Source organism: Nocardia lijiangensis NBRC 108240, from assembly GCF_001613045.1.
Classification (GTDB): Bacteria; Actinomycetota; Actinomycetes; order Mycobacteriales; family Mycobacteriaceae; genus Nocardia; species Nocardia lijiangensis.
Genome location: NZ_BDBP01000147.1, coordinates 1 through 12,137, shown reverse-complemented (window position 1 = coordinate 12,137; position 12,137 = coordinate 1). Strand labels below are relative to the sequence as shown.

Genomic DNA, 12,137 nt, shown 5'->3' with positions numbered 1-12,137 from the left:
GGCTCCGGCACCGGCCGAGGTGCCCGCCGCGACGATCGCCGACAGCTGCGAACCGCCCGCCACCAAGGCCGACTCGGCCACCATCGGGGCGACCGCGGCGATGTCCTCCGGCGTGACCGCGGAGAGCCCCGCGGCCGCCAGCGCGCCTTCCGGGTTGGCGCAGTAACCCACCGCGGCCTCGCGGTCGCGCAGCAGGCCGAGGATGAACTCGAGAATCACATTGGGGGTCATCGAGGATCGTCTCCTGGGATCGGCGGACCACGCGATCCGCACTCGTTGGAATGAATTTCACGCTAGGCACGCCTCGCGTTACGGGGAACGGGGCGGACCCCTACTAATCACGGGAGCAACCCATTAGGGGACCGTCCGCCATTAGGGGAATTCCCCCGCACCTTCCCCTGCCCGGTAACGGCGGCCCCCCAGCAACCGACAGATCTGACAGGTCGGCCGCATCACGCGGCTATCTCGCACCACCGAACAACACAGCAGCGACTACCGGATCACACGGTTTTCCCCCAGCGAGGTTCACCTATGACACAGCGTCTGGCGCTCGGCATCAAGGTCGGAGCGTCGAATTCGGTCGCCGTGGCGACGACGGGAGAGATCGGCGACACCCAGGCGGGCCCGGCAACGGGCGGCGTCGTCGCGAGTCACCCGAGTGTGTTGCGTCTGAGCCAGGACGCCCCGCCTGCCTTCGGGTCCGGCGCGCGGCGCACCGGAAGACACTCCAGTGACGCGGTGCTGGAAGGGTTTTTGGCTCGGGTCGGCGATCCTGTCGACATCCTGGCCGAAAACGGTTCCGCGCACGCGGCCGAGGACTTGGTCGCCGCGGCCGTCACCTGTCTGATCGACGAAATCGCCGATGCCACAGGGCAAGAGCCCGGCGCCGTGGTCGCCTGCCATCCGGCGTGGTGGTCGCGGCACACCATCGACGTGCAGCGCGCCGCGTTGGACGCCGCGGGCCTGCACGAGGTGACGCTGGTCCCGGAGCCGACGGCGGCGGTGCAGTGGCTCGAGGCCGCGCACGGTCCGCTCGGCGAGGGCGCGCTGGTCGTCTACGACCTCGGTGCGACCGGGTCCACCGTCTCGGTGGTGCGCACCGGCGCTCAGACGGCGCTGCTCGCCTCGCTGCGTTCCACCGACGTCGCCGGTTCGGAATTCGATCTGCTGACCATGCGTTACGTGCTGGCTAACGCATTGCGTGGAAATGATTTCGATCCGTTCGACCCGGTGGTGGAACGCGAATTGTCGGTATTGCGAGAGCGCTGTAAAAAAGCGAAGGAAGAGCTTTCCATAAATACCGCCACGGTGGTCCCGGTCCGGCTGGATCCCGCTTCCGGTGCGGGCGATCAGATTCGCCTGGTGCGCGGCGAGCTGGAAGAGCTGATCCGCGGCCCACTGCTCACTTCCATCGACCTGATCCGCGACACCGTGCACCGCGCGGGACTGGACATCGGCGACATCAGCCGGGTGCTGCTCACGGGCGGCGGCGGCGCGATCCCGTTGGTCGGCGAGCTGATCTCGGGCGAGTTCGGCCTTCCGGTCGTCGCCGCGCCCGAGCCTGCCAACACGAGCGCACGCGGGGCGGCCGCGCTGGCCGCGGAGCTGATCGACAATGCGATCGACACCGCCCCGGTCGCGGCGCTCGCCGAGGTTCCCGCGGCCGCAATCGCGCCGAAGACCAAGGAACTGCCCGCCGTCGACCGGTCGAGCCGCTCCGAGAACGCGCTGCCGAAGTCCCGGATCCGCAGGCTCACAGGTCGCCAGCGCGCCGCGATCGTCGCGGGCGCGGCCGTGGTGATCGGCCTGCTCGCCACCGGTACCGTCGCGATCGGCACCGGGGCGCACTCCCCGGCGAACTCCCCCTCGCCTGAACAGTCCGTGTCGCCCGGGGCGGCCGAGGTGGCGGCACCCGGCGGCACCGGCGCTCCCGCTTCGGACGCGCCCGCCGCCGATCCAGGAACCGGCGCACCGCAGCAACCGAAACCCGGTGCCTCACAGCCGGGTTCGGTGCCGAACTCGGCCCCCGGCTCGAGCACGGTCGTGGTGGTGAACAACCAGCCCGCGCCCGGACAACCGACCCAGGGACAACCCGCGCCCGCCGCCGCTCCCGGGGAGCAGGCGGCTCCGCAACCGGCACCGCAACCCACACCCGGCCCGAATGCGCCTGCGCCGCAGCCCCAACCACAACAGCCGCAGCAACCACAACAGCCGAGCATCCCCACCGGCGTGCTGACCGACCCCCTCGGTGAGGTGGTGGACGGCGTCGGCGGCGCCGTCGGCACGGTACTGCGCGCGCCGGGCGAGATCCTCGGGGGCAATGGTGGCTGACACGGCGTTCGACACCCTGCCGAGCGCCCGTGACATCCTGCGCGAACTCGACAGTGCCGAGCAGGAACCCGCCGTCTACCTGATCCGCGGCCGCTCCGGCACCGGCAAGTCCACTCTGCTCTCGGTGATCCGCACGCGCCTGCGCGCACGCGGTATTCCCTTGCAGGACAACGTCGCAGCTCCCGGACCGAAGGCGACGACGAACGGCGCGCATCACGGCAACGCGGACAGTATCGACCCGGATGCGCCACGCCCGGCGCTGATCATCGACAACGCTCACACCCTGGGCGCGTCCGAACTCGAAACACTCTGCACCGCAGTCGAGTCCGGAAAATACACCACGGTGGTCGCGGTGCAGCCGCGCCCGCACGACCCGCAGCTGCGCGCCTTGGCGGACGCGGTGGCCCGGCGCGGGCGCATCGTGGACCTGCGACCGCTCGGCGTCGCCGACATCCTGCCCTTCGCCAGGGAATTGGGCATGATGGTGCCGCGTCCCGTCGCGCAGCACATCCATCAGCAGACCGGCGGTATCCGTGGCGGTGTCGTCGCCGCGCTCTCCGCGGCCTGCTCGGCGCGCCTCGACGCCGGGATCCGCGCCGTGGACGAGGCGGTGGCCGACTGGTCGCGCTCGCAGTTGGACAATCTCGAACCCGATCTGCTCGAGACCCTGGTCGTCGCGACCACCGGGTCCGGGCTGGATTCCAGCGAACTCACCGAAGTGCTCGGCGTCGAATCGACCGCCGCGCAGACGCTCATCGACCGGGCTCGCGCCACCGCCTTGGTGACCGACGCCGACCTGCTGCTCGCCCCCGCGGTCGCCCCGCTGCGCACCATGCTCGGCGACCGCAGGTTCGTCGCGGTGCAGCGCAGGCTGCTCACCGCCCGCCTGGACGCGGGCCTGCTGCGCGACCACACCGCCTTGCTGCTCGCCGAGTCCGGCGTTCGCGATCCGCGCCTCGCCGAATTCCTCAGCACCACAGCCGAACACGCCGGACGGGAAGCGGTCCGCTACTACGCCGCGGCCGCCGCGGCGGGCGCGGATCCGAACCAGATCGCGCTGCGCTGGGCCGAAGCCGCCGCGCGCACCGGCGACGGCGAGACCGCGATGCGACTGGCCGAGCCCGTGCTGGCCAGGGTGGGCGTCGACGGACCCGATCTCGCCGACGCCGTGCGGATCTGCGCGGGCGTGCTGACTCGGCGCGGACTGATCGGCCGCGCGGCCCAGCTCTACGGCTGGCTCGGCTCGCACCGGGTCGGGCCGGACTGGGCGGTGGGCGCGACCGTGCTGTATCTGGCGGGCAATGTGCCCGCCGCGACCGAACTGTCCGGCACCGCGGGCAACTGGCCGCCGACCGAGGCTGGCGCGCACGCCCAGCTGATCGCGACCGCGCTGTCGAACTCCCTCGCCGATCACGGAATCGGAACGCCCGCAGCGGTTTCCGCGCTCATCCAGGCCGCGCACGCCGATTCCGGCGTCGACCGCTTCCTGCCGTGCACGGCCGTCTCGATCGCGACCCTGTTGTGCCTGAGCACCGGTGAGCCGCGCCGCGCCGGTGACGCGCTGCGCCGCGCCACCACCAGCGGACTGCGCTGCCATCAACTCCAGGTGCTCGCCGCGTGGGCGGCCATGCTCGGCGGTGACGAGCAGGCCGCGGCGAACACCGTCGCCGCGCTCGACTGGGATCAGCTCGACGTCCGCGACCGGCTGCTGGCGCACGGCGTCGCGGTCGGTCTCGCGCGCCGCGGCGGCGACCACGCCGCGCTCACCCGCGCCTGGCAGGCCGCCCACCCGCTGTTCGACGACGTGGACGCCGACCTGCTCACCGTGCTGCCGATCGGCGAGCTGTGGCTCGCGGGCATCCGGCTGCGCGACGAACGCCGCATCACTCCGCTCGTCGAGGCGACGCTGGCCTTGCTTCATCGCCTCGACCAGCCGCCCGCCTGGGCCAACGCCTTCCACTGGTACGGCGTGCAGGCGGCCATCGCCCACGAGAGCCCCGCGGAACTGCTGCCGCACGCGCGCCTGCTCAAGGCCGCGGCGGAGGCGGGCGACCGGCACGCGGCCGTGCTGGTGGACGCGGGCCGCACCTGGGTGCTCGTGCTGCGCGGGCAGGTCGCGGTGAAACCCGTCGAGGTGGCTGTCAACGGACTGCGCGAGATCGGCCTCACCTGGGACGCGGCCCGGCTGGCCAGCGAGGCCGCGTTGTCCGCCGCCGATTCCAGCACCGCGACCGCGCTGCTCAAGCTGGCCCGCATGGTGCGCGCCGAGTCGAAACCGCAAGAGCAGCCTGCCCCACCGTCCGCCGCCGCACCACGCGCGTCCAACGCGCCCGATCCCGCTGCGGAAGGCACCGCGATCCTGAGCGAGCGGGAAAGGGAGGTCGCCGAACTGGTGCTGCTCGGATTGACCTACCGGGAGATCGGTGCGCGGCTGTACATCTCCGCGAAGACGGTCGAGCATCATGTCGCCCGGATCCGACGTCGAATCGGAGCGCGATCCCGCTCGGAGTTATTGTCAATGCTCCGCGCCATGGGACACGGCTCCTTGCTCGTGTGATCGCCCGGGCGGGCCGATCGAAGTCGAAACGAGGAATGTGATGGCCACAGGGGTGGGCCTGCGGATCGCCGATGAGGACTGCACCGCCGCGATCGTCACCGACTCCGGCGACCTGCACTACGTCGTCCGGGAATCGGTGCTCCATATGTCCGACGAGGGTGACACCGTGCTCGGCGGCGACGCGCCCTCCGACCACTCGCACTCCATCACCGGTTTCGTCGGCGCTGTCGGCAACCCCGCCGGTATCTCGGTCGACGCCGGTGAGGCCTACCGCGCCGAGGACCTCGTCGCCACCGCCCTGTTCTGCCTGATCAACCTGACCACCGAGCACCTCAGCGGCGCGGCCGAGTTCTACGCCACCCATCCCGGCACCTGGCCCGCCCAGCAGGTGCAGTCGCTGCGCGAGGCGCTGGACTACCTCGGCCTGAAGTCGGTGGTGCTGGTCAGCGAGGCCGATCTGCCCGCGGTCGACACCGCCGAGCCGGGCAAGTCGTTCTCCTACGACGCCGCGCGGGCCGCGCTGGCCTCCGTGCTCGCCACCCCCGCGGGCGCGACGCCGCCGGATCCGGGCGCGGCCGAGAACTCGACCGTGGTGACCGACGTGATGCCCGCGGTGCCCGCGGTGGACTCCCACCTGCAGGCCTACTCCGCGGCGCTGCCGACCGCGACGCCGCCGCCGACCGAGGTGCTCACCGAGGCAACGCCAGCCGAAACACCAACGCCCGCGGTGCAATCCGGCGATCGTCGCCGCGTCTCGATACTCATCGCGGTCGCCGCGCTGATCGGGCTGACGCTCGGCGGCCTCGGCGTCGCCGTGCTCTTCCGCGGCGACGACTCCCCCTCCGTTCCCCCGCTGCGCGACGCGCAGTCCGGCACCTCGAGCACCACGGTCCCGCCCTTCCCGGTCGCCCCGCCGCCGGTTGCCGAGCCGTCGGTGGTCATCACCGAGACCACCGACGTGGAGCCGACCATCGAGCCTGCCACGCCGCCTCCGCTACCGCCGCCGACGACGACCACCGAGCCGACCACCACGCCGCCGCTGCCGACCACGACGGCGCCCTCGCGCCCGACCACCACACGCAACACCAACCCGTGGCAGCCGTACCAGCCCTCTGACCCGTACGAATGGTGGACTCCGCAGTGGCAGCCGCCGGGGAACAACCATCCTCGGTGATTCCGGACCATTGCGGCGTGCCACGGTCTGCACTGCGGCCATGCGCATCTTTCCGGCGGACTTCGTCCGACAGAGCCATTTAGTAGCGAACGGAACGGGTTTGTGCCCTAGAGTGAAGCGCTGACCGGTTCGTCCGATGTATCGCGACGACCGGACTGTCGCTGGACGAGGACTGTGCGCCAACGGGTTCGCCGCCGGGGCCCACGGATTTAGCTGGCACTTCCGTGCCGACGAAGGGACTTCATGCGCAAGTTGGTGGCGCGTCGCGCCGCGGTCAAGGCTGCCTCTCTCGGGGCCGTGGCGACCGTTCTTCTGGCTCCCTTGTCCGGCACGGCGACCGCGGAACCCGCACCGCCACAGCTCAGCGTCGATACGCTGCCCGCGGAGCTGGTGGAGGCGATCTCACGCGATCTGAAGATGACGCCCACCGAATACCTCGACCGCGCGGCGCGTGCCCAGCAGCTCAGCGACTACGCCCGCGACTTCCGCTCCGAGCGCCCGGATTCCTACGCGGGCGCGTGGATCGGCGCCGACGGCAAGCCCGTCGTCGCGGTGACCTCGCCGGACGCCGCCCGCATCGCCGCGGACGCCGGCTACCAGACCCGGCTCGCCCCGGTCTCGGCGGACAGCCTGGAGGGCTCGCTGATGCAGCTCAACCAGTGGATCACCACACTGCCGCGCGAGGTGTCCAACGCGATCAACTCGGTGGCCATCGACTTCCTGAACAGCCAGCTGGTGCTCAGCGTCGCGAACACTCCCGCGGGCCACGTGCTGAATCTGCCGACCCTGATCGCCAACGTCAAGGTCATCCTTTCCCCCGGCAGCGGCGGCCCAGTCGAGCGCAGGCCGATGGGCGGCGACACCTACATCAGCGCGCCCGGCTCGCTGCACGACTCCTCGCTGCGCAACGTCGACGTCTGCTCCTTCGGCTTCAACAGCGTGGACGCGGCGGGCAACGCGCTCAACATCAGCGCGGGCCACTGCGACCCGAACCTCGGCAAGGCGAACCAGCAGGCCGGCGTCTACCTGCCCAACCTCAAGGATCTCCCCAGCAGCCCCGAGCTCGGCACCTTCGTGCAGGCCACGCTGGGCGGGCAGAACGCGCTGGACTACTCGGTGATCAAGCTGAACGACCGCGCCGTCCGGGCAGGCATGGACCAGCCCTCGGTGCGCGGCGCCAACGGCACCACCCTGTCGATCACCGGCACCGCCCAGCCGATCACGGGGGCGCCGGTGTGCAAGTCGGGCCAGTCGTCCACCTTCACATGCGGTTTCGTGGTCGCGGACCGGGTCGAGACGCAGCTCTACACCGCCGAGGGCGAAAGCAAGACGATCCGCGGCTTCGCCAGCTCCGCATGCACCCTCGGCGGTGACAGCGGCGGCGCGATCGTCTCGGGCACCCTGGCGCTCGGCATCACCAGCGGCTCCAACGCCGCCGACGCACCGGACTGCAACGAGGCGAACCTCGCGCTCGCGCCGTACGGCGGCACGGCGACGCTCGGCATTCCGATCCGTGCGATCCTCGCCGATATCGACGAGTCCGCGGGCGGCGGCCTCGGCAGCGGCATCCAGGTTCGGACCCGGCCGAACGCCGGATGACGGTAGCGACGCCGGATAAGTCCGAATAGGGCACAGCGAGGTCTTCGGTTCGGGTGGGAATACCGGCCGAGACCCCATATAGTCTGGGAATGCTCCTGCCACGTATGGGTCAATCAAGATCAGCCGCGCGACAGACCAGGTTCCGGAACTCAGTGATCGCCGCCTCGGCGGCGATCATGCTGTTCGGACCGACGGCGGCAGTAGCGAATGCGGAACCCGCCCCGGGCCTGCCCTCGGATCTCATCGCCGCGGTCACCCGTGATCTGAAGATCTCGCCCGAGGAGTACCTGCGCCGCGCCGAACTCGGCCAGCAGGTCGCGGCTTTCGCCACGTCGGCGCAGCGCCAGTACCCGCAGATCTTCGGCGGCGCGTGGCTCGACGACGCGGGCAAGGCCGTCGTCGCGCTGTCGCAGGGGCCCGGCGCGGAGGAGGCACGCAAGGCGGCCGAGTCGGCCGGGTTCGAGGTCCGCAACGTCGCCAAGAGCGAAGCCGCGCTGCGTGGCGAGAAGAGCGCGTTCGAGCGGTGGCTGGAGAGTCAGCCCGAGGCCGTCTCCGCCCTGGTGCGCGGCGTCGTGATCGACACCGTCAACAACAGCATCGCGGTGCGGGTGGACCAGGCGGGCCTGCCGATGCCCAGCTTCGTCGACCCGGCGCGGGTGATCGTGATGGCGCCGCCGGTGGCGGCCGAGCAGCTGCCGCAGGGCACCGCCATCGCCGAGGGCGACAACCGGGCCGCGCTGGCAGGCGGCGACGGCTACGCCTCGGTGGGCGGCGGGAGCCAGCTGCGCTGCTCGTTCGGCTTCAACGGCACCGACCGCGCGGGCAACGTCGTGAACATCTCCGCGGGCCACTGCAACCCCGACCTCGACAATGCGTCGGCCGTCCACGAGCTGCTGCCCCAGGAGCGGCGCGGCGCCCAGCTCGGCGCGTTCCAGAAGTCGGTGCTCGGCAACCAGGACTACTCGATCATCCGGATCAACGACTCCTTCGCGGACCGCTTCTCCAACAACAGCGTGCGAGTGCCCGGCGCCGGGCCGATCGCGGTCGACGGCGTGGCCACCCCGGTGGTCGGCGCCCCGGTCTGCAAGTCGGGTTCGCGCACCGGATTCAGCTGCGGCGTCGTCAACGCCGTCGACCAGACCGTGCAGGTCGGCGATCGTGAACTGACGCAGAGCTTCTCGGCCAACATCTGCGCCCTGCCCGGCGACAGCGGCGGCCCGATCGTGACCGGGCGTCTCGCCCTCGGCATCTCGAGCGCCTCGTCGGTCGCCGACTACCCGATCTGCGAGATCCCCAACCTGATCGGCGCGCTCACCGGCAACACGCCGCAGCTGTTCGCGCAGCCGGTCAGCGTGGTCCTCTCCGACAACCCGGGGCTGCGGATCCGCACCAACTGAGCATGTCTCCACGAAAAGGCCGTCCGCGTGCGCGCGGGCGGCCTTTTCGCTGTCTCCCGCATCGTTTTTCGCTGCCCTTTCCGGTGACCGCGCGGTGGGTGTTCCGGCATCCTGGACCACATGTGTTTGGTGTTGATCGGTTGGCGCGCACACCCGGAGTACCGGTTGATCGTGGCCGCCAATCGCGACGAGTTCTACATCCGGCCTACCGAATCCATGCGGTGGTGGCCGGAGGTACCCGGACTGCTGGCGGGGCGGGACACGGGTGCGGCCGGCAGGGCCGAGGGCGATCCGCCCGGCACCTGGCTGGGTACGACCGTGGGCGGATCACACGCTCGCTTCGCCGCGGTGACCAACGTCCGAAATCCGAATGACCAACGCGTAGACGCGCGTTCACGTGGAGCGCTGCTGATGGATTTCCTGCGCGGCGGCGACGACGGGCAACCCGCCGGCGAACTCCCGAGCCCGGAAAAGTACGCGCGAGCGGTCGCCGCGGCGCCGGACGACTACAACGGCTACAACCTGGTGGTCTCGGATCTGGCTGCGCTGTGGTGGCATTCGAACCGCAGCGCTAATCCGCCGCAACCGCTCGCACCGGGCTTCCACGGGCTGTCCAACGGCACCTTCGTCACGTCGGCGGAGCCAGCGCCCGGCGCCGAACTCGAAGCGCCCCAGCGGATCTGGCCCAAGGTGCGGGACGGTCTCACCGAGCTGCGCAAGGTCGTGGAATCCGATCCCGGTGCGCTGGACCGGTATTTCGACGTGCTCTCCGATCGCACCGAAGTCCCCGACGATCAGCTGCCGCACACCGGCGTTCCGCTGGAGATGGAGCGGGCGCTGTCGGCGCGGTTCATCGCCAACCGGGTGCACGGCACCAGGGCGAGCACGGTGCTGCTGGTGCGCGAGAACGGCACGTTCGAGATGGCCGAGCGGTCCTACGGCGAACTGGGCGCCCGGCTCGGGGAGGTCGCCTTCCACGGATCGCTCGAGCTGCCGGGCTGAACTCGGTCGCCGAGCGTAGAAACGTTGTGGCGGTAGGGCACTGCGCCGTGGAGACGGGCGCGGTGGGCTGTCACCGCTGAAACGACGACCGGCCCGCTCCCCGAAGGGAACGGGCCGGTCGTGTGAAGAGCCGGGTCAGTTCGCGGCCTGCGCGGCCTTCGGCTTGTCGGCCCACTTGGTGGTGCCTTCCGGAGCCTGCAAGGTGTTCATCAGATCCATACCTGCGAGAGCCAGGGCCGGACCTCCGAGCGCGATAGTGCCAAGGATGCCTCCGATGCCAGCGAAGGCGGCGATCGTCGGAATCGCCGCGATGCAGCCGACAATCGTGAGGCACTCGACGAGGCCGACCGCCACGCCGACAATGCCGCCGACAACTACGCCGAGAGCGGTGCCGAGGAAGCCACCGACGGCCGTCGCGATGCCGAACTGGCTAGCGAACTCGTTCTGCGCACGCTGGTTCTCCATCGGGGAGGCGACCGGCTTGAGGGCCATGCTCACCGAGTTGACCTTTGTGTCGGCCTTCTTGTCGGCCGGGATGGCGTTCTGGTCCGGCGTCAGCTCGAGCACCGTTCCGTCGTTCTTGACCTCGGGCTTCACCGGCACCGCGATGTCAGCGACCTTGAAGTCGAGCGGCAGCTCGATCACGGTGTTGCCCGCACCGTCCTTGATCAGGTAGATGTCGTTTTCCTTGACATCCTCGGACGACTTGGCGAGCTCGAAGGTCCCCCCCTTGAGCGTCGTCACCACCGTCTGGTCGATCAGCTTGACCGAGTAGTTGATGGCCTGCGCAGGGTCGGCGGGCTCGGCATGGACCGTGCCCATGCCCACGGTCATCGCGCCGATGACCAACGCGGCGGCCGCGGTGGTTCTGCGGAAGTTCATTCGGTTTTCCAATCCATCAGCAGGGGTTGGGGTGTTGTCCGCGCGCCGCGCTTCCACACGCGAGAGCTCTCATTCAACCCGAAAGGCGGTCAGCCCCTTCGGATTCTCCCCGAGCGGTGGTGAAGACAGGCGTAGCAAACAGAACGGACGTGAGCGTAATCGAACGAGCGCCCAGAAGCGAGATCCATAACAGAATCCACCGAGTAAGCCTGTCCTTACCGATTGGTACGACTTGCTCGGCGTTTACGGTGATTACCGGCGATCTCACGACAGACCCTCGAGAATCTGTGTGAGATTGATCACAGGTAAATTTTAGGTCAAGCCCCAGCAAGTGGGGCCAGGCCTCAAATGCCGATCGTACGATAGACACCATAAGTTACCGGTGGGTAACTTACTGGCGGTTACGATACGAGCCAACCGGTGCGGCAGGCCTGCCGCACCAGAACGCTCGTGTTGCTCAAAGAAAGGTCGCGACATGAATGCCCTGACAGTGACGCTGGGCACGATTGGGGCGACGCTCAGCCTCCTGTGCTGGGCGTCGTTCTTCGGCGGCGTCAGGAACATCGCTCGCACCATCATGCTCGGACAGGGCGCACCCGATCGGTGGCGACCGTTCTTCCCGCGCTTCAAGCAGATGTTCGTGGAGTTCATCGCGCACACCCGCATGAACAAGTTCCGCACCGTCGGCTGGGCGCACTGGCTGGTCATGATCGGCTTCCTCGCCGGCTTCATCCTGTGGTTCGAGGCATACGGGCAGACGTTCGACCCCGAGTTCCACTGGCCGGTCGTCGGTAACTGGGCGATCTACCACCTGACGGACGAGATCCTCGGCATCGGCACCATCGTCGGCATCGTGGCGCTGATCGTCATCCGTCAGCTGAACCACCCGCGGGTGCCCGAGCGCCTGTCCCGCTTCAGCGGCTCGAAGTTCGCACCGGCCTATGTCATCGAGACGATCGTGCTGATGGAAGGCCTCGGCATGGTCTTCGTGAAGGCCGGCAAGATCGCGACCTACCACCACTCCAACGCCGCGACCGACTTCTTCACCATGCAGGTGGCCAAGTTGCTGCCCGCCAGCCCGGTCATGGTGTCGGTCTTCGCGTTCATCAAGCTGATGTCGGGTATGGCGTTCCTGTACCTGGTCGGCCGCAACGTCACGTGGGGCGTGGCGTGGCACCGCTTCTCGGCCTTCCCG

8 protein-coding genes and 1 pseudogene are annotated in these 12,137 nt (G+C 69.5%); 7 read left to right on the top strand and 2 right to left on the bottom strand.

Annotation, left to right across the window (positions count from 1 at the left end; translation table 11 throughout):
* Positions 1 to 231 (bottom strand): IniB N-terminal domain-containing protein (locus NL1_RS34170; RefSeq protein WP_156095180.1); only part of this gene is annotated, 231 nt, incomplete at its 3' end.
* A 300-nt stretch (positions 232 to 531) separates the two neighbouring features.
* Here NL1_RS34170 and NL1_RS34165 point away from each other — a divergent pair.
* The 6 genes from NL1_RS34165 to NL1_RS34140 all read left to right on the top strand — a co-directional run bounded on the left by NL1_RS34165 (position 532) and on the right by NL1_RS34140 (position 10,060).
* The gene (locus tag NL1_RS34165) at positions 532 to 2,331 is read left to right on the top strand and encodes an Hsp70 family protein (RefSeq protein WP_067848617.1); all 1,800 of its coding nucleotides are present in this window, start codon (positions 532 to 534) and stop codon (positions 2,329 to 2,331) included.
* On the top strand, positions 2,324 to 4,888 hold the full coding sequence (locus tag NL1_RS34160) for a LuxR C-terminal-related transcriptional regulator (protein ID WP_067848619.1): 2,565 nt from the start codon (positions 2,324 to 2,326) through the stop codon (positions 4,886 to 4,888). Before NL1_RS34165 ends, NL1_RS34160 begins: the two co-directional genes overlap by 8 nt.
* A 40-nt stretch (positions 4,889 to 4,928) precedes the next feature.
* Positions 4,929 to 6,062 (top strand): hypothetical protein, encoded by a 1,134-nt coding sequence (locus NL1_RS34155; RefSeq protein ID WP_067848615.1) that lies wholly within the window; start codon positions 4,929 to 4,931, stop codon positions 6,060 to 6,062.
* A gap of 243 nt (positions 6,063 to 6,305) precedes the next feature.
* Positions 6,306 to 7,661, top strand: a complete 1,356-nt coding sequence (locus NL1_RS34150) for a S1 family peptidase (protein WP_067848613.1) — start codon at positions 6,306 to 6,308, stop codon at positions 7,659 to 7,661.
* A 152-nt stretch (positions 7,662 to 7,813) separates the two neighbouring features.
* On the top strand, positions 7,814 to 9,058 hold the full coding sequence (locus NL1_RS34145; RefSeq protein ID WP_444980027.1) for a S1 family peptidase: 1,245 nt from the start codon (positions 7,814 to 7,816) through the stop codon (positions 9,056 to 9,058).
* Between the two features lie 120 nt (positions 9,059 to 9,178).
* Positions 9,179 to 10,060, top strand: a complete 882-nt coding sequence (locus tag NL1_RS34140) for an NRDE family protein (RefSeq protein ID WP_067848607.1) — start codon at positions 9,179 to 9,181, stop codon at positions 10,058 to 10,060.
* Between the two features lie 135 nt (positions 10,061 to 10,195).
* On the opposite strand, the gene NL1_RS34135 is transcribed toward NL1_RS34140, so the two are convergent.
* Positions 10,196 to 10,999, bottom strand: a complete 804-nt coding sequence (locus NL1_RS34135; RefSeq protein ID WP_245673719.1) for a DUF8020 domain-containing protein — start codon at positions 10,997 to 10,999, stop codon at positions 10,196 to 10,198.
* A 418-nt stretch (positions 11,000 to 11,417) separates the two neighbouring features.
* Between NL1_RS34135 and NL1_RS34130 the strand changes: the two are divergent.
* Positions 11,418 to 12,137 (top strand): annotated as a pseudogene (locus tag NL1_RS34130) (Fe-S oxidoreductase); the annotation flags it as partial.